Source organism: Paracoccus subflavus, assembly GCF_004310345.1.
GTDB lineage: Bacteria > Pseudomonadota > Alphaproteobacteria > Rhodobacterales > Rhodobacteraceae > Paracoccus > Paracoccus subflavus.
Window position 1 is genome coordinate 174,630 of sequence record NZ_SISK01000004.1, and the last position, 23,059, is coordinate 197,688.

Below are 23,059 nucleotides of genomic sequence, written 5' to 3' on the forward strand. Positions count from 1 at the left end.
AGGGGGCAGATGTTCTGCCCCCTTCCGCACATGGTCCGAAAGATCAGCGGCTGACAACGGCGCAGTCTTGCGACCGGCTGGCGAAGCGGTTGCAGATCAGGTCCGCATTCGCTTTGGTCAAGTTCGCAAATCCCGGCTGAAAGCCACGCCGGGTGTCAGCCACCTGGCGGGTGGCGCTGCCCAGGATCGCACCGTCCTCCAGGGCGCTGCGCATCAGCAGGCCCTCAGCCTCGGCACGGGAGGTGAACAGCCCCAGCGTCACGCCCCAGCCGCGTCCGCCGTCGGACGATCGGGACACGATTTCCAGCGCTTCGGGCTCGGCAAGGTCGCCTTCGCCCATCGCGGCCAGAATGACCGTTTCAGACCGCGGCTTGGGCGCGGGCGAAGCCAGAAGCGACATCGTTGTTCCCCCTGCCGGAGGAACGGCCTCGGCCACGGCGCGGGCGATGGCCTCGGGTTCGATGGCGGGTGCGGCAACAACCGCGGCGGTGCTTGCCGACCGGGACCGGGGGGCCGGGGCAGGGCGCGCCGACTGCGCCAGAACCGGGGCGGCAAGGCTGGCCGACTGCGGCGCAGGGTCATCTGCGGCTGCAACGGGGGTCGCGGGAACGGCCGCGGGCGCAGCGGCCGCACGGCGGCTGGCAGGCCGGGCACTGGAAGCCAAGGTCAACCCACCGGTCGGTTGGGCAACCTGTGCCGGCACAGGGACGGGTGGGGATACCGCCGCCGTCGAGGCCAGGGCCGGGCGGCTGACCCGAACCGGCGGGGCCGAGGCGCTGAGAACCAGGCGCTCGGTCGCGGGCTGTGTCGCGGCTGCCGAGGGCTGGACCTGCGCGCGGCGCACGACCCGCTGGGCGATCAGGTTGGGCGCCTCGGGCCGTACCTCGCGCACGCGGTTTGGAACGCGGTTGAAGCCGGCATCCAGCAATTGGGCCATCACCTGGTTGCGATGGGCCGTCGAGGTGCCGCCGAAAACCGTGGCCACCAGCCGCTTGTTTCCACGCTGGGCCGAGGCTGTCAGGTTGAAGCCCGCCGCCCGCGTGTATCCGGTCTTGATGCCGTCGGCCCCCTGATAGGCGTCCAGGAAACGCTTGTTCGTCGATGCGACCTGCGCAATTCCCGCATCGGCCGAGCGACGCGAAAAGATATTATAGTATTGCGGGAAATCGTAGAACAGCCGCCGTCCCAGGGTGGTCATGTCCTGCGCGGTCGAATAATGACCCTCCTGCGTCAGGCCATGGGCGTTCCGGAAATTCGTGTTCCCCATTCCCAGGGCGCGGGCCATCTGCGTCATCTGCTGGGCAAAGGCGGCCTCGGACCCTGCAAGCCCTTCGCCGATCGCGGTCGCGGCATCGTTGGCGGACTTGATGGCGGCTGCACGGATAAGATAGCGTAATTCGATCCGCTGGCCCGCCCGCAGGCCCAGCTTGGACGGAGGCTCGGCGGCGGCGTTGCTGGACACGGGAAACTGCGAATCCAGCCGGACCTGCCCCCGTTCTATGGCGGTGAACGCCATGTAAAGCGTCATCATCTTTGTAAGGGACGCGGGATGCAGCCGCGTCCCCTCGTTCTGGCGATAGATCGGCTGGCCGGTCCGCGCGTCGATGACATAGGCGGCGAAAGGGGCCGCCGACAAGGTCGCCGGAGCCAGGACGGCCAGCACAAGCAAAGCCCATAGCCGGGCTGTCTGGAAAAATCGGATCACTGTCGCGGTCTCTCTGCCTCTGCGGCATGTCGTTGGTTGCATGCCATTGCTTAACAAACCAAGAATAACACGAGATATTCTGCCCTGTCACCGTTCTTTTGTTTTATTTTGATGCTTTCCGACACGCCTGCCCGGTCTTTCATCGGCGGCAGAATTCGCTATATTGGCAGACGGATGACAGGATTTTCGATCACTTTGAACAGCATGGCGCACGGGATGACCAACAGCGACCGCCCCGACGACCAAGTCGATCTGGTGGTCAAGCCGCGTACCCGCACACAGCGGCCACCCATGTACAAGGTCTTGATGCTGAACGACGATTTCACGCCCATGGAATTTGTGGTCCATGTGCTGGAACGCCTGTTCAACATGACCCACGCCCAGGCGATAGAGATCATGTTGACCGTTCATCGCAAAGGTTTGGCGGTGGTGGGGGTGTTCTCGCACGAGGTCGCCGAAACCAAGGTGGCGCAGGTGATGGAACTGGCGCGACGCCAGCAGCATCCGCTGCAATGCACGATGGAAAAAGAATAACGGTGACCACGACTCGCTTGGCCCTTGCGTTCCCCGACGGACATCCCGGGGGTCGCTTTCTTGTGATCGGCGCCAGGGGGGGGGACGATCTGGCACCCCTGGATATGGAACAGACATGTCTCCGTCAGGGCAATGTCCACGACCACCACGTTCTTGCCGGGCGGGGATTTCAGGTCATGCCGCAGGTCGAGGGACGATTCGACGGGGCGATGGTCGTTCTGCCGCGCGCCAGGGCACAGGGCCGTGCCTGGATCGCCGAGGCTGCGTCCCGCCTTGCGCCGGGTGCATCGCTGTGGGTCAGCGGGCAGCGGACCGATGGCGTCGAGACCATGCTGAAGGACTTGCGCAGGCTGGCCCCCGTGGACGAGGTTCACAGCAAGGCCCACGGCAAGATCTTTCGCGTCATCCTTCCCGAAGGGGACTGGCTGCCGGCGGACTGGGCGGGTCGCAGCCGCGAGATCGCACCGGGTTTCGTTACCCGACCCGGCGTGTTTTCGGCGGACGGCATCGATCCGGGATCGGCGCTGCTGGCGGCGTGCCTGCCCGACCGGATGCCGACGCGCGTGATCGATCTGGGCGCGGGGTGGGGATGGCTTGCGGCGCAGGCCCTGGCAAGGCCGGGCATCGAGGTCATCCATCTGGTCGAGGCCGAGCATGATGCCCTTGAATCGGCCCGCGACAATATCCGTGATCCGCGTGCCCGGTTCCACTGGGCCGATGCCCGCGATTTTTCGCTGGCCGAGCCGGTGAACGGGGTCTTGATGAACCCGCCCTTTCACGACGGGCGCACCGCGGACCCGCGGATCGGGACCGACTTCATCGCGGCGGCCGCGCGTTTGCTGACGGGGGCTGGGCGGCTCTGGCTGGTGGCCAACCGTCACCTGCCCTATGAGCCGGCCCTGACGCAGCATTTCGCACAGGTTCAGGAAATCGGAGGCGACAACCGCTTCAAGGTGATCGAGGCCACAGGGGCCGGACGTGGTGCCATACGCAGGGGACGACACTGATGGGAACCTCGATCCAGGGCAAGACGGCCATCGTCACCGGCGCCGGACGCGGCATAGGATTGGCCATTGCCCGCCATTTCGTCGAACGGGGCGCCAATGTCATGTTCGCCGATACCGACGAGGCCGCATTGAACGAGGCGATATCCGACTATGATGATCGTGACCCGCATGTGCGCAGCTTCTGGGGCCGGGTTTCGGACAAGCTGGCAACGGCCAATCTGCTGTCGGCCACGCTGGATGCCTTTGACCGCGTGGACATTCTTGTCAACGCGCATCGGCTGGTTCTGGCATCGGACCCGCTGGATGCCGATCTTGAGGTGCTGGAGCGGTTGCTGCGGCAGAACATGATGACCAGCCTGCGCATGACGCAACTGGTGGCCAAGCGCATGATCAAGCAGGCCGAGGGCGAAGGCGGAACCGCCTCGGCGGGTGCCATCGTGAATCTTTCCACCCTGGCGGCCCTGCATCCCGTGCCGACCATGCTGGACTATTCCATCGCCTATGCCGCACAGGAGCAGGCCACCAGGGGCATGGCACTGGTGCTGGCGCCGCACCGCATCCGGGTGAACGGCGTGCGGTTCGGCAGCGTGATGTCCCACGAACTGAGGGAATCGCTGCGCAGCCGGCCTGAACTGCGCGACAGGATCATTGCCGCAACGCCCATGGGCCGCATTGCCGCCGCGGACGAACTGGCCGAGACGGTATCCTACCTGGCCAGCGATGCGTCGAAATTCGTGACCGGGCAGATCATCACAGTCGACGGCGGACGCAGTCTGGCCGACCGGGTGGGCGCCCAAACGGTCTGAGGGTCAGCCCTGGTCTTCGGGAAATGCGGCTTGGCAGGCCTGCACCACAGCCTTGGCCTGGCCTGCCAGGGCGGCTTGCCGGGCTGCCAGATTGTCGCGCTTGCGCTGCTCGGCCGCCGGGTCGATCGGGACACGATAGCGTTCGACGTCGACGTAATCGCGCCAACAGGGCTCGTAGGTCGCCACGACGCGTCCATCCCGGTCGCGCGCATAGGCGCGGCACTGGGTCAGGCGATCACGGATCACCTGCCGTTCCTCCCAGGCATAGCCGCGCGCAAGGTTGCCCTCGACCTCGGCCAGCAGACCGCTGACGGTGCGGTACTCGCCGGTATTCCGGCTGATGCAGCGGTCCTGGGGCGTGCCGCAGGCCGCAACCAGCAGGGGAAGAAGCACGGCCGCAGCAAGGGTGGTGTTGCGAGGCATGGCCTGTCCCATTAGAGCGGATGGCAAATGCTAACGCTGCCGGAACGAACTGGCAATTCACGTCTGGAGAGCTTGATGGATCACGAACGCCGGATCGCCGCCGCCTGGTTCCGGGAATTGCGCGACCGCATCGTCGCGGCCTTTGAATCGCTCGAGGATCATGGTCCCGCCACTTTGCCGGCGGGTCGTTTCGAGGTGACCTCCACCCGGCGCGACACCGATGGCGGGGGCGGTCTGATGTCGGTGATGCGCGGCGGGCGGGTGTTCGAAAAGGTCGGCGTCAACTGGTCCGAGGTTCACGGCACCCTTGCCCCCCGTGCCCAGGCGGCGATGGCGTCCCGGGGGGTTCCGGGCATCGACAGCGACCCGCGCTTCTGGGCCTCGGGGATCAGCCTCGTGGCGCATATGCAGAACCCCCATGCTCCGGCGGTGCACATGAACACGCGGATGTTCTGGACGCCCGGCGCCTGGTGGTTCGGCGGCGGGTCCGACCTCAATCCCTGCATCGAATACGCCGAGGATACGGCCCATTTTCACGCGACGCTGCGTGCGGCCTGCGATGCGCATGGGGCTGGCTATTACGACCGGTTCAAGGCCTGGGCCGACGACTATTTCTTCATTCCCCATCGTGGCCGCGCACGCGGGGTGGGCGGTGTTTTCTTCGACGATCTGAACACCGGAGACTGGCAGGCGGATTTCGCCTTTACCCGCGCCGTGGGCGAGGCATTCCTGCCCGCGTTCATGCCGCTGGCGGAACGCCGATCCGGGCAGGCATGGACCGACGCCGACCGGGATGCGCAACTGATCCACCGCGGCCTTTATGCGGAATACAACCTGGTTTACGACCGGGGCACGAAATTCGGGCTGGAAACCGGCCATGACGCCAATGCCGTCCTGATGAGCCTGCCTCCGCTTGCGAAATGGATCTGACCGGCTGGCTCAGGCGGTCCTGACCGCCTCGATCATTGCGGCCACATTGTCGGGATCGGCGTCAGGGGTGATCCCATGGCCCAGGTTGAAGATATGCGGCCCGCCGCGAAAGGCGCGGGTGATCCGCTGCGCCTCGGCCGTCAGCTCGGGCCCGCCCGTGACCATGTGCCGCGGATCGAGGTTTCCCTGCACGCAGCCGTCCGTCTGGACATGCCACGCGGCCCATTCCGCGCTGACCGAACTGTCCAAGGCCACGCAATCCGCCCCCGTCGCCCTGGCAAATCCGGCATAGCGGTCGCCGGCCTCGCGCGGGAAGGCGATGATCGGCACATCGGGATGACGGGCCTTCAGCGCGTTGATGATCCTGCGGGCCGGGGCAAGGGCGAAATCGTCGAAATCCGCGCCTCGCAGGCTGCCTGCCCAACTGTCGAACAGCTTGACGGTTTCGGCGCCCGCCTCGATCTGGGCCGACAGGTAAAGGATGGTGGCTTCGGTGATCCGGTCGATAAGCGCGGAAAACGTCGCCCGGTCGGCATTCTTCAAGGCATGGGCGGGGGCTTGGTCAGGGGTGCCGCGACCGGCGATCATGTATGTCGCGACGGTCCAGGGGGCGCCGGCAAAGCCGATCAGCGCGGTTTCGGGCGGCAGTTCGCGGGCCAGGATGCGGACCGTTTCATAGACGGGCGCCAGACGGTCGTGGATCTGGTCGGCCGGCCGCAACCGCGCCAGGTCGCCGGGTGTCGTCACCGTGGAAAGCCGCGGCCCTTCGCCGGTCACGAACCACAGATCGGCGCCAAGCGCCTGGGGCACCAGCAGGATGTCGGCGAACAGGATGGCCGCGTCGAACCCGAAGCGGCGAATGGGTTGCAGCGTTACCTCGGCGGCAAGGTCGGGCGTATAGCAGAGGGACAGAAAATCGCCGGCCTGTGCCCGTGTGGCCCGATATTCGGGCAGATAGCGTCCGGCTTGGCGCATCATCCAGATCGGAGGAACCGGCAGGGTCTCGCCCGCCAGGGCACGCAGCAGCAGTTTGGTCATGAGGCCTCCTGACCGCCCCTTCAAGGCGAGGTGGGGGGCGTTGTCAAGCGGCCTGCCGCCCGCTATGCCGGCGTCATGACGCAGATGCCCGACCCTTCCCGCCCGCTCAAGATCGGAACCCGCGGCTCGATGCTGGCGCTTGCCCAGGCCTATGAGACGCGCAATCGCCTTGCCGCCGCACATGGCCTGTCCGCAGATGCCTTCGAGATCGTGGTGATCAAGACCACCGGCGACCGGATCATCGACCGCCCCCTCAAGGAGATCGGCGGAAAGGGGCTGTTCACGCGGGAGATCGAGGATGCCTTGATTGGGGGGCAGATCGACCTCGCCGTTCATTCGATGAAGGATATGCCGACGATCCAGCCCGATGATTTGGTGATCGACTGCCTTTTGCCGCGCGAGGATGTGCGCGACGCCTTTGTCAGCCCGCATTTCGACTCGATCGCCGCAATGCCCACCGGGGCGGTGGTCGGCACGTCCAGCCTGCGCCGCCGGGCCCAGTTGGCAAATCGGCGGCCGGATCTGACGATTGTCGAGTTTCGCGGAAACGTTCAAACACGGTTGAGGAAACTGGACGACGGGGTCGCCTCGGCGACGTTTCTGGCCATGGCCGGGCTCTCGCGTCTGGACATGCTGGACGCCGCACGGGGTCCGATCGACCCGGCCGAGATGCTGCCGGCTGTGGCGCAGGGCGCCATCGGGATCGAACGGCGCAAAGAGGATGATCGTGCAGCCCGATTGCTTGCGGCGATCCATGACGGTCCCACCGGGCACCGGATCGCGGCCGAGCGTGCCTATCTGGCGCGGCTGGACGGTTCATGCCAGACGCCGATCGCGGGACTGGCCGAGATACGGGAAAAATCGTTGCTGCTGCGGGGTGAAATCCTGCGCCCGGACGGGTCGGCCAGGATCAGCGGATATCGCGAGGGCGGTGTCGCCGACGCGGAAACCATGGGGGCCGATCTTGCCGACGAGCTGCTGGGTCGGGCCGGCAAGGATTTCTTTTCCTGAACCGGCGGCATCCGCCCTTCAGTAGCTGCGGATAAGCCCCACCAGCCGGCCCTGGATGCGAACGCTGTCCTCGGGCAGGATGCGTGTCTCATAGGCGGGATTGGCTGCTTCGAGGGCGATCATGCCACCGCGGCGGCGATATCGCTTCAGCGTGGCTTCATGGCCATCGACCAGGGCCACGATGATGTCGCCATTGTCGGCCGTATCCTGTTCACGGATCACCACCACGTCGCCATCGTTGATTCCGGCCTCGATCATGGAATCGCCCTGCACCTCGAGCGCATAGTGATGTTCCCGGCCGCTCAGCATCGTGCCCGGCACGGCGACATGATGCGACACCTCGGAAATCGCCTCGATGGGCACACCGGCGGCGATCCGCCCCATCAGGGGCAGTTCCACGGCAGGACTGTCGGCGATGGTGATCGCGCCCCGGGGGCGGGCACTGCGGGCCGCGGCGGGACCGGACACGACGCGCGGAACGAAGCCGGGCCTTGTGTCCCCGCCCGCCTCGGCAAGGGCATCGGGCAAGCGGACGATTTCCAGCGCGCGGGCCCGATGAGGCAGCCTGCGGATGAAGCCACGTTCCTCAAGCGCCGTGACAAGACGATGAATACCTGACTTGGATCGCAGGTCCAAGGCTTCCTTCATTTCGTCAAAGGAGGGCGGCACCCCGTCGCGCGCCATCCGTTTCTGAATGAAGTCCAGCAGCAAGATCTGCTTCTTCGTCAGCATTTCCGTCATCCCGCCCATGGCATTGTTCCATTTCTGTTCTATCGCAAGAGCGCCCCTGCGTCAACGAACAGAACAGGAAATGCTGAAAAAAATGTTAATCGTCAGCCGCGAAGGGGGATGAAGTTCACCTGCTCGCCCGCCTTCCGCGCCGGGTCATGGGCAGGCCGGACCAGCAGCGCATCGGCCTCGGCCATCAGCGACAGTCGGGCGGAATCCTGGCTGGCGAACGGAACGATGACGGGCAAATCCCCCCTGCGCTCCAGTCTTGCCCGGAGATAGTGCTGACGGTTGCCCTCGGCCGCCAAATCAGCCCCGAGACGCGCTCTCTCCACCCGCAATCCCGTCTCCAGTCCCTGCATGATCCTGATAAGGGGCTGCACGAACAGGATACCGCAAACGATTGCCGAAACGGGATTTCCCGGCAGGCCCAGCATGGGTATGTGGCCAAGTTTTCCCGCCAGAAGCGGTTTTCCGGGGCGCATTGCGATCTTGTGGAACGAAAGGTCCATTCCCACGTCGTCCGCAACCTGGCCCACAAGATCATGATCCCCGACCGAGGCACCCCCGATCGTCACCACCAGGTCAGCCTCGCAGGCCGCCTCGAGGGATGCCCGCAGGCTGCCGAGGGTGTCGCGCGCGATCGGCAGACGCCAGGGATCGCCCCCGGCTTCCTGCACGAGCGCCGCGATCGCGAGGTCGTTGGAGCTGATGATCTGGCCCGGTCCGGGCACTGTTCCCGCAGGAACCAGCTCGTCTCCGCCTGCCAGGATCGCCACCCGGGGCCGCGCCGCAACCGGGACCACAGGCAGGTTCATCGCGGCCAGCAAGCCGATATCCGGCGCGGACAAAGGCCGCACAGGATGAAAGGGCTGGCCCTGGCGGAAGTCGTCGCCCGCTGGCCGGATATTGCTGCCGCCGTCGGAATTGGCGATGATGATCGTGTCGCCCGTGCGGGACACGTTTTCCTGCATGACGACCCGGTCATAGCCTGCCGGCACAGGCGCGCCCGTGAATATACGCACGGCCGTCATGGGCGCGGCCTTGCCCGGAAAGGCCCGTCCCGCCGCCGCCTCTCCGATGACCGCAAGGGGGCTGCCGATATCCGCGTCGCGGATGGCATAGCCGTCCATGGCCGAGGCCTCGAAGGGCGGCTGCGTGATCCGCGACAGGACCGGTTCCGCCAGAACCCTGCCGAATGCCTGATCGAGAGGGATCATCTCGCTGCGGACCGGCGGCGCGAGGGCCAGAACATGGGAAAGGGCCTGTTCGACCGTAATCACGACTTTGCCTCGTAATCGCCTGATTTGCCGCCGCTTTTCCTGACCAGTCCGATTCCGGTGATGGTCATGGATTTTTCTGCGGCCTTGAGCATGTCATACACCGTGAGGCACGCGACCGAGACGGCTGTCAGCGCCTCCATCTCGACCCCGGTCCGTCCCGTCGTGCGGACCGTCGCCGATACCCGGATGCCGGGCAGATCGTGATCGGCTTGCAGGTCCACCGAAACCTTGGTGATCGGCAGGGGATGGCAAAGGGGGATCAGGTCGGCGGTCCGCTTGGCCGCCATGATACCTGCCAGCCGGGCCACGCCCAGCACGTCGCCCTTTTTGGCGCCGCCCAGGGCAAGGGCCAGGGTTTCTGTGGTCATCACCACCGAACCCCGCGCCACGGCTTCGCGGGCGGTTGTATCCTTGTCCGAGACATCGACCATATGTGCCTGTCCCGCGGCGTCGAAATGCGTCAGGGTCATGCGGCGACATCCAGGATCTGGCGGGTGGCCGCGGTCACGTCGGCCTGGCGCATCAGGCTTTCCCCGATCAGAAAGCGGCGCGCGCCCACCTGCATCATGGCGCGCAGGTCCAGGGCAGTGTGCAAGCCGCTTTCGCAGACGATATCGCGGCCGACAGGGACCAGCGGGGCAAGTTCCCGCGTTACGTCAAGGGACAGATCGAACGTCTTGAGATTTCGGTTGTTTATGCCAATCAGGGACGACTGCAATCGCAAGGCGCGGTCAAGTTCATGGGCATCGTGAACCTCGATCAGGGCGTCCATGCCCCACGCGTGGGCAGCGCTTTCCAGTTCGGCGGCCTGGCTGTCGCTGACCGAGGCCATGATGATCAGGATGCAGTCGGCACCCCAGGCCCGTGCCTCGACGACCTGATAGGGATCATACAGAAAGTCCTTGCGCAGGACGGGCAGGGAACAGGCGTCCCGGGCCTGCGATAGGAAATCGGGGGCGCCCTGAAAACTGGGGGTGTCCGTCAGGACCGACAGACAGGCCGCGCCGCCGGATTCGTAGGCGCGGGCCAGGCCGGCCGGATCGAAGTCTGCCCGGATCAGGCCCTTGGACGGGCTCGCCTTCTTGATCTCGGCGATCAGAGCGGGGCCGGTCCTGGCCCGCTCGCTCAGGGCACGCGCAAATCCGCGCGGGGGCGAGGCATCGCCCGCCGCCCCTTCGATCTCGGCAAGGGGCCGGGCCGTCTTGGCGATCGCGATTTCCTTCAGCTTGTAGGTCTTGATCTGGTCGAGGATGTCCATTGCCGATCCCTCGCTTTTGGATGTGTTCAAGGTTTCAGACCGGCATCTCGTGTGCCCAGGGGGGATTGGCGCCCGGTCGCGACACGGTGATGGCGGCAGCCTGCGCGCCAAAGGTCAGGGCGGCTGCGACCTGGTCGGCAGTTATCGCCGCAAGGCCCTGTTTGCCCAGGACGCCCTGCCGACGCAGGCTGGCCAGGATGCCCGCATTGAAGGTGTCGCCCGCGCCGATCGTATCGGCAACGGTGGTTCGGATCGCGGCGGCCGATACGGTTTCCCCCGCCCAATGCGCCCGCGCGCCCGCCGCCCCGCCCGTTTGCAGCACCAGGCGCGGACCCTGGGCCAGAACCTGTCGCGCGGCTTGGTCAGGCGCCAGGCCCGGATACAGCCAGTCCAGATCGTCGCCCGACAGCTTGACGATGTCGGCACGCCCTATCAGCCGCCCCAGCCGGGCGCGATAGGCATGGGGATCGGCGATGAAGAACGGCCGGATATTGGGGTCCAGCATGACCGGCAGCCGGTCGCCGTCGCGCGCGATCAGCGCCTCGATGGCCGCGCCGCAGGGGTCCGGAACCAGGCTGATGCCCCCGGCGAACAGGGCCTGCACCGCATCGGGCAGCGCGGGAATATCGGACGGCGCCAGCATCCGGCCCGCCGATCCTTCATCATAGAAGGAATAGCGCGCCTCGCCATCCGACAGCGTGACCACGGCCAGCGTGGTCAGCCGGTCGGTGCGGGGGCACAGGCCGGTGTGGACTCCGGCCTGGGTCAGCGGTTGCAGCAGCACATCGCCAAAAGGATCGGTGCTGATCGGCCACAGATAGGACACGGGTTCACCCAGCCGGCCAAGGGCGATGGCGGTATTATAGACCGATCCGCCCGCAAGCGGCCTGAAGCAGCCGTTATCGGGCACCAGGTCGATCAGAGACTCGCCCGCGCACAGGATCATGATCCCCTCCGTTCAAAACCCCTGGATGACGACATCGCCGCCCTGCACCGCAGCCCCAAGGTCGATATAGCCCGCCGCATCCGCCGCATACAGGAAAGCTGCAAGCGCAACCAGCCCGAGGATGATCGCGCCCGCAATCTTCCAGACCGACCAGGGGCGTTCGCCCATGACCCGCCCGGACTGGCCGTTCACCACGAAGCGATAGCTTTTGCCGTTATAGCGATAGGCCGCCGTCCAGATCGGCAAGAGGATATGCTTGAAGGTTTCGGCGGAATAGTCGGTGCTGACATGGTCCACGCGCTGTTCGTCGCCGCCGATATGGCGGCGCACGTCGTTCAGGATGACGCCGGCCATCTCGTCGCGCGCGGTACGATGTCCCTCGGCCAGGGGAATCGTATAGGCTTCGGCCTCGAACCCCGCCAGATAGTCGGGGCGATAGGCCCGCAGATGCGACAGATCCCAGGGCGTCAGACCGTCGGAAAACCGGCGCGGCAGCGATGCCGAGGCCAGAACCAGCAGGTCGTTGAAATCGCGCGCGACCTGACCTGACGCCGGCGTCCACCGGGTCCGCCTGACCTGCCGGGCGACGCGCTGGCCGCGGCCATCGACCTGCTGCGTCATCCAGACGGTTTCGAAATAATGATCGCCGCGCTGTCCGATATACCGGGATCGGCTGCGGGCGTCGAAGGTCCAGAAGGGCGAATAGACGCCGCGCATCCTGCGGCCCCGCCGGGCATAAGCCGTCAGGCCCGAAGGCGCGAACCACAGCTTGCCCAGCCAGTCTGCCATCGCGCGATGGGCCTGGGTTTCGGTCAGGAGAAAGGGCAGCACGCCCTGCGGCTTGATCCGGCGCATGGTGCCGGTGTCCGTGACGACAGGCGTGGCGCAGAACGGGCAGGCGCCTGCGTGGGCCGCCGCGCCGATCTCGATCCGGGCCCCGCAGTTGGGGCAGGACAGCAGGCGCACGGTTTCAACAATGGCGGAATCGCGGTCCAGCCGCAGGCCCAGGTCCAGCGGCAGTTCGACAAGGTCGGGCGACTTGTGGCCGGCGTCCCATTGCAGCGCCCGCCCGGTTTCGGGATCGGCCAGGATCGCGCTCTCCCCCTCGGCCCCTCCCGCGGGCTGGCGCGCGGGCGCGCGGGCAGGGCCGTCGCCGATCGACTGGCGATGGCCGCACCAGTCGCAGACCAGAACCTGCTGGCCCGGCAGGAACCGCAGGCTGGCCCCGCACTGTTCGCACGGATAGCGATATTCCGTTCTGCGGGTCGGCACCGAGGATCAGCCGGGCAATGGCGGCGGCATGGCCGGAAACAGTCCGGACAGATCGGCGATTTCGTCCGCCTTGCGCCAGCCGTCCTGCCCCGCCGTCCAGACCAGCGTATCGCGCGTGAGGCGCCCCTCGGAGGCGAGGCGCTCAAGATGCTGGCGGTCGAACGGACCTTCGGCCTGGCCGTTCAGGGCAATGTGCCACAAGGTGGCGGATCGCGGGGGCAGGGGTGGGGGCACCGCCCCGCCCGACTGGGGCGTCTGACCCCAGGGACCGGATCGCCCCGCCATTCCCATGCCCATCGCAGCGCCCATCGCAGCGCCCATTCCGGCACCCATTCCGGCGCCGGCCGCCCCCGGATTCTGGCTGGCATGTCCCATCGCCTCGGCTGCGGCGTATTGGGCGAAGCGATCCAGATCGCCCAGGATTCCCATCGAGGTCCGCTGATCCAGCATCTTTTCTACATCCTGGGGCAGACTGATGTTTTCGATATAGAATTCCGGGATCGTCAGGCCGTATTCGGTGATCGTGGGGGCAATGGCCGTTGCCACCAGCTTGCCCATCTGGTCGGTGTTTGCCGCCATGTCCAGAACCGGGATTCCCGAGGCCGCGACCATGCGGGAAAATTCCTGCACGATGACGTTGCGCAACTGAAAGGCAATCTCGTCGCTGGTGAATTCGCCGTCTGTGCCGACGATCTCGGTCATGAAGCGGGCGGGATCGGCGATGCGCATCGAATAGGTTCCGAAGGCACGCAGGCGAACCGGGCCGAATTCCGGGTCGCGCGCCATGATCGGGTTGCGCGTGCCCCATTTCAGCCCGTTGAAGCGGGTGGTGCTGACGAAATAGATTTCCGACTTGAACGGGCTGCGGAAGCCGTGGTCCCAGTGCTGCAACCGCGTGAGAACCGGCAGATTGTTGGTTTCCAGCATATAGAGACCGGGCTGGAACACGTCCGCCAACTGCCCTTCGTGGATAAAGACGGCGGCCTGTCCCTCGCGCACCGTCAGCTTGGCGCCGTACTTGATGGCCTTGCCCACGGTGGGAAAGCGCCAGACCATCGTGTCGCGGGTGTCGTCGGTCCATTCGATGATCTCGATGAACTCGCCGCCGAAGATATCGAAAAATGCCATCATCGTTCCCCATGGTCTGCCGGTCCTCGGTGTATGGGGCCGGTCCCCGCGTTCGGCAAGATGCCGTTACGGCGCGGGCGGCAGCAATTCCTCGGCAATCTGCTGCACGATTGGCTCGGCCTCGGCCCGCGTCATGCCGGGTTGCAGGCGTTCGTCGTACAGGATCGCCAGCAGCAGTTCGTCATGATGCGTCAAAAGGGCGAATTCCTCGTCGTCGTTGAAGATCGACGGACGGGCGACCGGGCTGTCGTTCGCCAGACCCATGCCCTGCGCCAGTTCCTCATGGATGCACGAGGTCTGCAACAGGGGCGTCAGTTCCGACCGGATCAGCGCGACCGCATGGGAATAGACCGGCGCCGCCCCGTGGGAATAGGCGAAAACCGTGCAGAAGTTGTCGGGATCAAGCTGCTGCATCGCCACGATGTCCTGCGGGGGAATGCCGGGAACAAGCTGGGCCAGCCGGGGGCCGATGGCGCGGCGTTCGTCGTCGGACAAAACCATCACCACAAAGTTTCCGCCGTTTTCCGTCAGCGACACCGGATGCCCCGAGGCCGCCGCCAGCCGGGCGGCATATTGCGTCACCTCGACCCGATAGGCCCGGCGGGTGGCGACATCCGAGCTGTCGCCGAACTCGACCTGCAGGCGCACGGGCTCCCCCCAGCGGCGCAGGGGCGCCGGTGTTCCTCCGGTTCCCGCCTGCAATCCCCCCGGACCGTACTCGTCCCGCAAGGCGATGTTCAGGAAATTCCGCGCCAGCGTCCGGGCGTCGATGGGCGCGTCCTGCGGCACACGATCCTGGCGCAGGCGGCCCTGTTCGCGCAGGGCGGTTTCGGCGCGGGCATAAAAGTCGCGCTGCGCATTGCTGATGCTGCTGGCCTTGACCAAAGCCTCGGTCGCGGCGGCATTGGCTGCCCGATTGCGCTCGGCCCGCGCGCGGCGCAGGTCGGCCTGCGACGGCTTGGGCTCGGCGGGCCGGGCCAGGGGACGGGCATCGGCCACAGGGGGCGGCGGCTCGGGCGCCTGGCAGGCCGCAAGAGCCATCAAGGCCAGCACGGACAGACGCGGCCGTGGCGTGACGTGGGGCGCAATCATCGAAAGGCGGTCGCGCCCTGGGCCGGACGGGCGTCCCGGCGCTGCGCCGTGGCACGCGCCAGGGTGTCGCGCAAGTCCGCCTCCATCTTTGCCAGGTCGGTCTCGGCGGCGGCGCGCCGGGCCCGGCCTTCGTCGGCGATGCGCAGGCTGTCCTCGATGGTGGCGATCAGTTGGGCATTCGCCGCCTTGACCGAGTTGATGTCGAAAACGCCCCGTTCGGTCTGCGTGCGAATCTCGGCATTGGCCTGGCGAAGGTTCTCGGCGTTGCGCGTCAGCAGGTCGTTGGTCAGGTCGCTGGCCTCCTTGACGGCGCGGGCGGCCTCGGCGCTGCGCTGGATGGTAACGGCCTGGGCCAGTTGCGTTTCCCACAGCGGCACGGTGTTGACGAGGGTCGAGTTTATCTTCGTGACCAGCGACTTGTCGTTTTCCTGAACCAGCCGGATCGAGGGCAGCGACTGCATCGTGACTTGGCGCGTCAGCTTGAGGTCATGCACCCGCCGTTCCAGATCGTCGCGCACCGCGCGCAGATCCCGCAGCGCCTGTGCCTGCATCACCTGATCGGTTTCGGGGGCATCCTTGACCTGTGCTTCCAGGCGCGGAATGGCGGCGCTGTCCAACTCTTTCAGCTTTTCCTCGCCCGCCGCGATATACAGCGCCAGCTCGTCATAGAATTTCAGCGTGTGATCATACAGCAGGTCCAGCGACCTCACGTCCTTGAGCAGGGTCTGTTCGTGACGTTCGAGTTCGACGGTGATCCGGTCGATCTGGGTCTGCACCTGCTCATAATTCGCCACGAACCTGGCAAAGGGGGCTGACCGGCCCAGCAGCTTTTCCCACCAACTGCGGGTGCGGCGCATGTCCAGTTCGCTGGTCGAAAAGCCACGGATCGTCGTGACGATATTGCGCAGGCTTTCCCCGGCAGGGCCGACATCCTTGCTTTTGACATCGGCCAGCATCTTCTGGCTGATTTCCTGCAAGCCCGCCTGTGCGCGGGTGCCAAAGCGGACGATCGAGCCGGTGTCGGACAGGTCGATCTCGTCCATGCGGCGACGGATCTCGGCGGCAAGCTGGGGGTCGGCCGACCGGGCGTCGATCTTGTCGGCCTTTGGTTCCGGCAGGGGTGCCGCAAGCAGATCTTCGATCTCGGTGCGGATTTCGGCAGCGCGGCGGCGCGTGTCGTCGGTCATGGATTCCTTGTCCCTTGTTCTGGGCAGGCGGGTTGACCTGCAGGATAGGCGGAAAACGCCGCAGTTCAAGCCGGTCCGCCCGTCCGCCTGTCGATGGCGAATCATATAGACCGGAATTGAATCCGTTGCGATCCGGCACCACGAAAAATTGCCGGACCACCGTTTCACAAACGTTAAGGTTGAACAGACAAGGTAATTGTTCAAAAGAACAGGTACAGATCCAGTTTTAATCAAACTTTAGCCATTTGCACCGCCGCCGGGCGATGCTATCGTGGGGTCGTTCCAAGTAAGCGCCCCAGTGGTCCGGGGCATGGTTTTCCAGGTTTGTGCAGGTAAAGATGTCGGTTAAAATTCAAACGGTTGCTTTGGCCCGTGTTGCGGCCGCCCCTTTGCGTTCCGGGGAACGTCCCTGGCTGTATCGCAATCTTTTCAAACGACCGCTCGATGTTTTGATGGTCGTGCTCAGCTCGCCCGTCGTACTGCCGCTGGTGCTTCTTCTGGCGATTGCCGTCATGATGGATGGCAAGAACCCGTTCTATTCGCAAAAGCGGATTGGTCGCGACGGGCGGATTTTCCGCATCTGGAAGCTGCGCAGCATGGTGCACGACGCGGACGAGCGGCTGCAGACCTATCTGGCCGCGAACCCCGAGGCCCGTCAGGAGTGGGAAACCACCCAGAAACTTCGCCACGATCCGCGTGTCACGACCGTCGGCCGGGCCCTGCGCGCCAGTTCGATGGACGAGCTGCCGCAACTGTTCAACGTGCTGAAGGGCGACATGAGCCTGGTCGGCCCGCGGCCGATGATGCCGGACCAGCAGCCCCTGTATTCCGGCGACGGCTATTACCGTTTGCGTCCGGGCATCACCGGTTTCTGGCAGACGGCGGGTCGCAACCGTACGACCTTTGCTGCCCGTGCCTGGTATGACAACCGCTATGAACGCAGCTTGTCCTTTACCAGCGATCTGGTCATCCTGCTGCGGACCGTGCGCGTGGTCCTGGGTCGGACAGGCTGCTGATCAGGGTCGCTGTTTCAGCGCTGCCAAGGCCTCGGACGGCAGAACGGCGGCGCAGCGGGCATAGCGCGGCACCAGCCGCCGGGGCGCCGACAGCATCCGCCATGCCCATTCCATCGCCATGCGCCTGACCCATTCGGGCGCGCGCGTCTGGTTCCCGGCCAGAAAATCCAGTCCCGCACCGATCGAGGCAAAGCCGACCCCCGGCGCCATCTGACGACCGCGTGCCGCCAACCGTTCCTGCCGGGGGGCGCCAAGCGCCAGAAAGCACAGCCCGGCGCCGCTGTCCCTGACCCGATGCAACAGGTCAAGCGCCGCGGGACTGTCGGGATCGAACCCCATCGGCGGGGCGATCCGGGCCACGATCCGGGCTCCGGGTGCCTGCCGCTCAAGTTCCTGCGCGGAAGCCGCAAGCGCCGCGTCGGTCGTTCCGACCAGGGCGATGCCCACCCCCTCGGCCGCAGCCAGTTGCGCCAACGGAATGACCAGGTCGGACCCCGTGACAAGGCCCACGGGCTGCCGGGCCAGGCGCGACAACCAGACGATGGGGTTGCCGTCGGCCACGATCAGGTCATGGTCGGCATAGGCGGTGCGGAACGCCGGGTCCCCGCGCAGCTTGACAAGGTGATCCAGATTGATCGTCGCCAGAGCAAAGCCTTCCCGTGCGCGCAATCGCCGCGCGATCTCGGTCATCAGCAAGGCCCGGTCGGGCATATTGACCCGGATCAGGGTCGAACCATAGGAAAACTGCATCGCGTGTCCCGCAACAGACCGGCGTTGGCCGCCGTGCCCGTTCCTTGCACCTTTGCGCCGGGCCTGCAATCGGACCGTTCAACCTTTCGGCAGATAGGGAATGCCGCCGGCCAGATCGGTATCGTCGATCAGATGGAAATTGCTGACGCTGCCGGCCTTGCGCGCCTTGGCAAAGCGGGCATAGTCGGGATCGCCGGCAAAAGCCCGCGCCGCGTCCTTTGACGGAAACTCTATCAGCGCGACCAGCGTGCCGCCCAGGGGCTTGCCCTCCAGCGTGTCCACATTGCCCGACCGCGACAGGTATCGCCCGCCGTGCCGGGCTGCGATCTCGTGGACCTGGGCCGCGTATTCCGGCACCCAGGAATCGTCCGTTACCGTGACATCCGCGATCAGATAGGCCGCCATCGTTTCCTCCTCTGGCATGGGCAGGGAAAAGAGTGCCGTTTGCCCCCCGATCAGGCAAGTGTTATTGCACGATATGAAAGTACGGGTTGTTCCTGCCATCTGCTGACATTAGCGTCTGGCATGGTCCGGAACTTCGCGTGTAATCAGGGCTGACGCCATCATCAACATTCATCAATCACGGACGTATGGCATGGCCACGTTGACACGGACCCTTGTTCTTGCCGGTTTCATCGGGGCTGCGGCCGCATCCGCTGCCCTGGCCCAGGCCCCCGGGGCCGAGGCCCCGCCGCCCCCCGCCGTGACCGTCGTGACGCTGAAGGCCGAGGACGTGACCCTGACGGCCAGCCTGCCGGGCCGCGTCGTGGCCTCGGCCGAGGCACAGTTGCGTCCCCAGGTCAGCGGCCTGATCGTAGAGCGTCTGTTCGACGAAGGCAGCCAGGTCTCGCAGGGCGATCCGCTGTATCGCATCGACCCCCGGACCTATGAAGCGGCGGTTGCCCAGGCCGAGGCCGCCCTGGCGCAAGCCCAGGCCCAGGCCGATGCGGCGCGGCGAGAGGCCGATCGGATCGTCGCCCTGCGCGACCGGCGCGTCGCCAGCGAACAGACCGAGGACACGGCCCTGTCTGCCAGCGACGCAGCCGCAGCCGCCGTTCAGGCAGCCCAGGCCCAATTGCTTGCCGCGCAGATCGACCTTGACCGAACCACGATCACCGCGCCCATCGACGGCGTCATCGGACTGGCGCAGGTCAGCCCGGGCGCCCTGGTCACCGCCGGGCAGGAAACCCCGCTGGCCGTCATTCGCCGGATCGACCCCGTGCGCGTCGATGTCACCCAGTCCGCCGCCGAAATCATCCGCTGGCAGCGCATGGGTCCGGATGCCGCGCTGCCCGAAGGCATGGACCGCACGGTGACGCTGCGGCTGGCGGACGACAGCATCTATGATCAGACCGGCTCGCTCACGGCCGCCGAGCCGCGCGTGGACGAAACCACGGGCGTCGTCACGCTGCGGATGGAGTTTTCCAATCCTGACAGGCTTTTGCTGCCGGGAATGTTCGTTCTGGCCGACATTCCGCAGGCGCAGTTGCGCGGCGCGATCCTGGCCCCGCAGGAAGCCGTCAGCCGTGACAGGCGCGGCCGTCCGGTGGCCCTGGTGGTGAACGGCCAGAACGTGGTCGAGGAGCGCGCGTTGGACATTGCGCAGGATCGGGGCAGCGACTGGATCGTGACGGACGGATTGGCCGAGGGCGACCGCATCATCGTGGCCGGCCTTCAGCGCGCGGCGCCCGGCGCGACCGTGACGCCCCAAGAACAGGGTGCCGCCAATCCTGCCGATGCCCCGGCCGAGCAAGCGGCAATGGGCACCGAACCGGCCCCCGTCAACTGACGATCCAGCGAAGGCGCGACAGATCATGGCCCGTTTCTTTATCGACCGTCCGGTTTTTGCCTGGGTCATCTCGATCATCATCATGGGAATCGGCGTTCTGTCGATCCTGTCGCTGCCGGTGGCGCAGTATCCGCAGATCGCGCCGCCCTCGGTCACGATCCGCGCGGCCTATCCCGGTGCCTCGGCCGACACGATCTCGAACACCGTGACGCAGGTCATCGAACAGCAGATGACCGGGCTGGACGGTCTTCGCTATATCTCGTCCAACTCGTCCTCGGCCGGGGCGTCGTCAACGACGCTGACCTTTGAAACCGGCACGGACGTGGATATCGCGCAGGTCCAGGTCCAGAACAAGCTGTCCCAGGCGACGCCGCTTTTGCCGGAACCCGTGCAGCGGCAAGGCGTCGTGGTCGAGAAATCGACCGCCGGATTCCTGATGGTCATCGGCTTGATCGGCAATGACGATTACGACCAGACCGACCTGTCCGACTATCTGGCCACCAACCTTGTGGACGAACTGTCGCGGATCGAAGGGGTGGGCAGCGTCCAGGTTTTCGGCGCACCCTATGCGATGCGGATCTGGCTGGACCCCGACAAGCTGGCCGCCTACGAGATCGCGCCATCCGACGTGGTGGCGGCGGTCTCGGCGCAGAACACCCAGATTTCCGCCGGGGCCTTTGGCGATCTGCCCACCGTGTCCGACCAGCAACTGAACGCCACCGTCACCGCCCAGTCGCTGCTGTCCACGCCCGAGGATTTTCGCCAGATCGTCCTGCGGGCCGAGGAGAACGGCGGCCTGGTCCTGCTGCGCGACGTGGCCCGGGTCGAGATCGGCGCGGAAAGCTATGCGACCCAGGCCACGTTCAACGGGCGGCCCTCGTCGGGCATGGCGCTGAGCCTGGCGCCGGGGGCGAACGCCCTTGATACGGCCGAACGGGTCAAGACGCGGATGGAGGAATTTGCCCAGTTCTTTCCCGAAGGCGTCGAATACGTCATTCCTTTCGACACCTCGCCCTTTGTCGCCATCTCGATCAAGGAGGTCGTCAAGACGCTGGTCGAGGCGGTGATCCTGGTCTTCCTGGTCATGTACGTCTTTTTGCAGAACTGGCGGGCGACGCTGATCCCGACGCTGGCCGTTCCCATCGTCCTGCTGGGCACCTTCGGCATCATGGCGGCATTCGGGTTCACCATCAACACGCTGACCATGCTGGCCATGGTCCTGGCCATCGGCCTGCTGGTGGACGATGCCATCGTGGTGGTCGAGAACGTCGAACGCATCATGGAGGAGGACGGCCTGCCCCCGCGCGAGGCCACCCGCAAGTCGATGGGCCAGATCACCGGCGCACTGGTCGGGATCGCCCTGGTCCTGTCGGCGGTGTTCGTGCCGATGGCGTTCTTCGGCGGATCGACCGGGGTGATCTATCAGCAGTTCGCCATCACCATCGTCTCGGCCATGGGCCTGTCGGTGCTGGTCGCCCTGACGCTGACCCCCGCCCTGTGCGCGACATTGCTGCGGTCCAAGGACCATCATCCCAGGCGGGGGCTGTTCGGCTGGTTCAACCGCGGCTTCGATGCAACCACCAGCGGCTATACCGGCGCGGTCGGCTGGCTGATCCGCCGTCCCTTGCGGATGCTTCTGGTCTATGCGGCCATCGGGGCGGCGATGGTGATGCTGTTCCTGCGCACCCCCGAGGGATTCCTGCCGGACGAGGATCAGGGCATCATGTTCGTCCTGATCCAGGGCCCGACCGGGGCCAGCGCCGAACGGACGGCCGCCGTGGTCGATCAGGTGCGCGACTACATGCTGACGCAGGAAAGCGCGGCGGTCGAATCGATGTTCGGCGTGGTCGGCTTCAGCTTTGCCGGTCAGGGGCAGAATGTCGGCATCGCCTTTGTCAGGCTCAAGGACTGGGAGGAACGTTCCGATCCCGCGCAGTCGGTGCAGGCAGTGGCGGGCCGCGCCTTTGGCGCGTTCAGCGGCATTCAGGATGCGATGGTGTTTCCCATCGTGCCGCCCTCGGTGATCGAACTGGGCAACGTGTCGGGGTTCGATTTCTACCTGCAGGCCCGTGGCGGCCAGTCGCACGAGGAATTGCTGGCCGCGCGCAACCAGTTGCTGGGCATGGCGGCGCAAAGCCCCCTGATCGCCCAGGCCCGTCCTTCGGGGCTCGAGGATGCGGCCCAGTTCAACCTCGACATCGACTGGCGTCAGGCGGGGGCCATGGGGGTCACCGCGACCGACGTGGCGAACCTGCTGCAGATCGCCTGGACCGGACGCTATGTCAACGACTTCGTGGATCGCGGCCGGATCAAGCGCGTCTATATCCAGGGCGAGGCGGATTCGCGCACGGCGCCCAGCGATTTCGAAAAATGGCGGGTGCGCAACGCCACCGGTGGTCTGGTGCCGTTTTCCAACTTCGCGACAGGCGACTGGACCTTCGGGCCGCAGGGGCTCAGCCGCTATAACGGCATCCCGTCGATGCAGATCCAGGGCAGCCCCGCCCCCGGCGTCAGTTCCGGCGACGCCATGGCCGAGATCGAGCGTCTGGTCGCGCAGATGCCCGGTTTCGCGGTGGCATGGTCTGGGCTGTCGCTCGAGGAACAGGAATCGGGCGACCAGACGCTGCTGCTTTATGCCCTCTCGCTGGCTGCGGTGTTCCTGTGCCTGGCCGCCCTTTACGAAAGCTGGTCCATTCCGCTGGCGGTGATCCTGGTGATGCCCATCGGCATCCTGGGCGCCCTGATCGGGGCAACCCTTGGCGGCTTCGACAATGGCGTATTCTTCCAGGTGGGACTGCTGACGGTGATCGGTCTGACGGGCAAGAACGCGATCCTGATCGTGGAATTCGCCCGCGATCAGGTCGATTCCGGCGTGCCGCTGTTCCAGGCCGTGGTCGAGGCCGCGCGCCAGCGGTTTCGCCCCATCGTGATGACCTCGATCGCCTTTACGCTGGGCGTGCTGCCGCTGTTGTTGTCTGCGGGGGCAGGGGCCAATGGCCGAAACGCCATCGGCGCCACCGTGATCGGCGGCACGCTGGCCTCGACCGTGTTCGGCATCCTGTTCGCGCCGCTGTTCTTTTCGCTTCTGGCCCGGATATTCGGCCGCAAGGACAGCGTGGAGCGGGCGCAGCCGACGCCTGCGGAATGACCGGGGG

Annotated in this window: 22 protein-coding genes; 8 read left to right on the forward strand and 14 right to left on the reverse strand. The window is 65.9% G+C overall.

Annotation, left to right across the window (positions count from 1 at the left end; genetic code table 11):
• Positions 1-43: 43 nt before the first annotated feature.
• A complete protein-coding gene (locus EYE42_RS07410; RefSeq protein WP_130990674.1) occupies positions 44-1,747 on the reverse strand; it encodes a D-alanyl-D-alanine carboxypeptidase family protein in 1,704 nt (567 codons plus the stop codon).
• Positions 1,748-1,921: 174 nt separating this feature from the next.
• On the opposite strand from EYE42_RS07410, the gene clpS reads away from it, so the two are divergent.
• From clpS to EYE42_RS07425, 3 genes are read left to right on the forward strand one after another with little or no spacing between them, the layout of a single operon-like run.
• The gene (gene clpS, locus EYE42_RS07415; protein WP_130990675.1) at positions 1,922-2,239 is read left to right on the forward strand and encodes an ATP-dependent Clp protease adapter ClpS; all 318 of its coding nucleotides are present in this window, start codon (positions 1,922-1,924) and stop codon (positions 2,237-2,239) included.
• Between the two features lie 2 nt (positions 2,240-2,241).
• Complete coding sequence (locus tag EYE42_RS07420; RefSeq protein WP_246020635.1) at positions 2,242-3,246, forward strand: class I SAM-dependent methyltransferase; 1,005 nt, start codon at positions 2,242-2,244, stop codon at positions 3,244-3,246.
• Positions 3,246-4,052, forward strand: coding sequence for an SDR family NAD(P)-dependent oxidoreductase (locus EYE42_RS07425; protein WP_130990677.1), 807 nt, complete (start codon positions 3,246-3,248; stop codon positions 4,050-4,052). Before EYE42_RS07420 ends, EYE42_RS07425 begins: the two co-directional genes overlap by 1 nt.
• 3 nt (positions 4,053-4,055) lie before the next feature.
• On the opposite strand, the gene EYE42_RS07430 is transcribed toward EYE42_RS07425, so the two are convergent.
• On the reverse strand, positions 4,056-4,475 hold the full coding sequence (locus EYE42_RS07430; RefSeq protein WP_130990678.1) for a hypothetical protein: 420 nt from the start codon (positions 4,473-4,475) through the stop codon (positions 4,056-4,058).
• A gap of 75 nt (positions 4,476-4,550) precedes the next feature.
• On the opposite strand from EYE42_RS07430, the gene hemF reads away from it, so the two are divergent.
• A complete protein-coding gene (gene hemF, locus EYE42_RS07435; RefSeq protein ID WP_165455738.1) occupies positions 4,551-5,405 on the forward strand; it encodes an oxygen-dependent coproporphyrinogen oxidase in 855 nt (284 codons plus the stop codon).
• Between the two features lie 9 nt (positions 5,406-5,414).
• Here hemF and hemE read toward each other — a convergent pair whose 3' ends face one another.
• Positions 5,415-6,443: a uroporphyrinogen decarboxylase gene (hemE, locus tag EYE42_RS07440; RefSeq protein ID WP_130990679.1), complete on the reverse strand. Its 1,029-nt coding sequence runs from the start codon at positions 6,441-6,443 to the stop codon at positions 5,415-5,417.
• A 75-nt stretch (positions 6,444-6,518) separates the two neighbouring features.
• On the opposite strand from hemE, the gene hemC reads away from it, so the two are divergent.
• On the forward strand, positions 6,519-7,454 hold the full coding sequence (hemC, locus tag EYE42_RS07445) for a hydroxymethylbilane synthase (RefSeq protein WP_130990680.1): 936 nt from the start codon (positions 6,519-6,521) through the stop codon (positions 7,452-7,454).
• Positions 7,455-7,472: 18 nt separating this feature from the next.
• Here hemC and lexA read toward each other — a convergent pair whose 3' ends face one another.
• From lexA to EYE42_RS07490, 9 genes are all read right to left on the reverse strand, one after another.
• Positions 7,473-8,186 (reverse strand): transcriptional repressor LexA, encoded by a 714-nt coding sequence (lexA, locus tag EYE42_RS07450; protein WP_130990787.1) that lies wholly within the window; start codon positions 8,184-8,186, stop codon positions 7,473-7,475.
• Between the two features lie 101 nt (positions 8,187-8,287).
• Positions 8,288-9,466, reverse strand: a complete 1,179-nt coding sequence (locus EYE42_RS07455) for a molybdopterin molybdotransferase MoeA (protein ID WP_130990681.1) — start codon at positions 9,464-9,466, stop codon at positions 8,288-8,290.
• Positions 9,463-9,936, reverse strand: a complete 474-nt coding sequence (moaC, locus tag EYE42_RS07460) for a cyclic pyranopterin monophosphate synthase MoaC (protein WP_130990682.1) — start codon at positions 9,934-9,936, stop codon at positions 9,463-9,465. The genes EYE42_RS07455 and moaC overlap by 4 nt, the downstream gene beginning before the upstream one ends.
• On the reverse strand, positions 9,933-10,724 hold the full coding sequence (trpC, locus tag EYE42_RS07465) for an indole-3-glycerol phosphate synthase TrpC (protein WP_130990683.1): 792 nt from the start codon (positions 10,722-10,724) through the stop codon (positions 9,933-9,935). Before trpC ends, moaC begins: the two co-directional genes overlap by 4 nt.
• 34 nt (positions 10,725-10,758) lie before the next feature.
• Positions 10,759-11,670, reverse strand: a complete 912-nt coding sequence (locus EYE42_RS07470) for a carbohydrate kinase family protein (RefSeq protein WP_130990684.1) — start codon at positions 11,668-11,670, stop codon at positions 10,759-10,761.
• Positions 11,671-11,682: 12 nt separating this feature from the next.
• On the reverse strand, positions 11,683-12,942 hold the full coding sequence (locus EYE42_RS07475; RefSeq protein ID WP_130990685.1) for a TFIIB-type zinc ribbon-containing protein: 1,260 nt from the start codon (positions 12,940-12,942) through the stop codon (positions 11,683-11,685).
• Positions 12,943-12,948: 6 nt separating this feature from the next.
• Positions 12,949-14,070: an SPFH domain-containing protein gene (locus tag EYE42_RS07480; RefSeq protein ID WP_130990686.1), complete on the reverse strand. Its 1,122-nt coding sequence runs from the start codon at positions 14,068-14,070 to the stop codon at positions 12,949-12,951.
• Positions 14,071-14,136: 66 nt separating this feature from the next.
• Entirely contained in the window at positions 14,137-15,162 is a 1,026-nt protein-coding gene (locus EYE42_RS07485) for a DUF2927 domain-containing protein (RefSeq protein WP_130990687.1), read from the reverse strand.
• Positions 15,159-16,349, reverse strand: a complete 1,191-nt coding sequence (locus EYE42_RS07490) for a toxic anion resistance protein (RefSeq protein WP_130990688.1) — start codon at positions 16,347-16,349, stop codon at positions 15,159-15,161. The genes EYE42_RS07485 and EYE42_RS07490 overlap by 4 nt, the downstream gene beginning before the upstream one ends.
• A gap of 338 nt (positions 16,350-16,687) precedes the next feature.
• On the opposite strand from EYE42_RS07490, the gene EYE42_RS07495 reads away from it, so the two are divergent.
• A complete protein-coding gene (locus tag EYE42_RS07495) occupies positions 16,688-17,365 on the forward strand; it encodes a sugar transferase (RefSeq protein WP_130990689.1) in 678 nt (225 codons plus the stop codon).
• Here the strand turns inward: EYE42_RS07495 and EYE42_RS07500 are convergent, their stop codons facing one another.
• Both EYE42_RS07500 and EYE42_RS07505 read right to left on the reverse strand, forming a co-directional pair.
• Positions 17,366-18,115 (reverse strand): WecB/TagA/CpsF family glycosyltransferase, encoded by a 750-nt coding sequence (locus EYE42_RS07500; protein ID WP_130990690.1) that lies wholly within the window; start codon positions 18,113-18,115, stop codon positions 17,366-17,368.
• A 78-nt stretch (positions 18,116-18,193) separates the two neighbouring features.
• Positions 18,194-18,520, reverse strand: a complete 327-nt coding sequence (locus EYE42_RS07505) for a DUF1330 domain-containing protein (protein WP_130990691.1) — start codon at positions 18,518-18,520, stop codon at positions 18,194-18,196.
• A gap of 190 nt (positions 18,521-18,710) precedes the next feature.
• Between EYE42_RS07505 and EYE42_RS07510 the strand changes: the two genes are divergently transcribed.
• The gene (locus tag EYE42_RS07510) at positions 18,711-19,904 is read left to right on the forward strand and encodes an efflux RND transporter periplasmic adaptor subunit (RefSeq protein ID WP_130990692.1); all 1,194 of its coding nucleotides are present in this window, start codon (positions 18,711-18,713) and stop codon (positions 19,902-19,904) included.
• A gap of 25 nt (positions 19,905-19,929) precedes the next feature.
• Entirely contained in the window at positions 19,930-23,052 is a 3,123-nt protein-coding gene (locus EYE42_RS07515; RefSeq protein ID WP_130990693.1) for an efflux RND transporter permease subunit, read from the forward strand.
• Positions 23,053-23,059 lie beyond the last annotated feature (7 nt).

Bases quoted from the DNA above. Each gene is read 5' to 3' on its own strand.
- EYE42_RS07480 (WP_130990686.1), bottom strand. From the start codon at position 14,070: ATGGCATTTTTCGATATCTTCGGCGGCGAGTTCATCGAGATCATCGAA.
- EYE42_RS07505 (WP_130990691.1), bottom strand. From the start codon at position 18,520: ATGGCGGCCTATCTGATCGCGGATGTCACGGTAACGGACGATTCCTGG.
- moaC (WP_130990682.1), bottom strand. From the start codon at position 9,936: ATGACCCTGACGCATTTCGACGCCGCGGGACAGGCACATATGGTCGAT.
- EYE42_RS07485 (WP_130990687.1), bottom strand. From the start codon at position 15,162: ATGATTGCGCCCCACGTCACGCCACGGCCGCGTCTGTCCGTGCTGGCC.
- EYE42_RS07500 (WP_130990690.1), bottom strand. From the start codon at position 18,115: ATGCAGTTTTCCTATGGTTCGACCCTGATCCGGGTCAATATGCCCGAC.
- hemC (WP_130990680.1), top strand. From the start codon at position 6,519: ATGACGCAGATGCCCGACCCTTCCCGCCCGCTCAAGATCGGAACCCGC.
- EYE42_RS07510 (WP_130990692.1), top strand. From the start codon at position 18,711: ATGGCCACGTTGACACGGACCCTTGTTCTTGCCGGTTTCATCGGGGCT.
- EYE42_RS07425 (WP_130990677.1), top strand. From the start codon at position 3,246: ATGGGAACCTCGATCCAGGGCAAGACGGCCATCGTCACCGGCGCCGGA.
- EYE42_RS07430 (WP_130990678.1), bottom strand. From the start codon at position 4,475: ATGCCTCGCAACACCACCCTTGCTGCGGCCGTGCTTCTTCCCCTGCTG.
- EYE42_RS07410 (WP_130990674.1), bottom strand. From the start codon at position 1,747: ATGCAACCAACGACATGCCGCAGAGGCAGAGAGACCGCGACAGTGATC.
- lexA (WP_130990787.1), bottom strand. From the start codon at position 8,186: ATGCTGACGAAGAAGCAGATCTTGCTGCTGGACTTCATTCAGAAACGG.
- hemE (WP_130990679.1), bottom strand. From the start codon at position 6,443: ATGACCAAACTGCTGCTGCGTGCCCTGGCGGGCGAGACCCTGCCGGTT.
- EYE42_RS07495 (WP_130990689.1), top strand. From the start codon at position 16,688: ATGTCGGTTAAAATTCAAACGGTTGCTTTGGCCCGTGTTGCGGCCGCC.
- hemF (WP_165455738.1), top strand. From the start codon at position 4,551: ATGGATCACGAACGCCGGATCGCCGCCGCCTGGTTCCGGGAATTGCGC.
- trpC (WP_130990683.1), bottom strand. From the start codon at position 10,724: ATGGACATCCTCGACCAGATCAAGACCTACAAGCTGAAGGAAATCGCG.
- EYE42_RS07490 (WP_130990688.1), bottom strand. From the start codon at position 16,349: ATGACCGACGACACGCGCCGCCGCGCTGCCGAAATCCGCACCGAGATC.
- EYE42_RS07515 (WP_130990693.1), top strand. From the start codon at position 19,930: ATGGCCCGTTTCTTTATCGACCGTCCGGTTTTTGCCTGGGTCATCTCG.
- clpS (WP_130990675.1), top strand. From the start codon at position 1,922: ATGACCAACAGCGACCGCCCCGACGACCAAGTCGATCTGGTGGTCAAG.
- EYE42_RS07470 (WP_130990684.1), bottom strand. From the start codon at position 11,670: ATGATCCTGTGCGCGGGCGAGTCTCTGATCGACCTGGTGCCCGATAAC.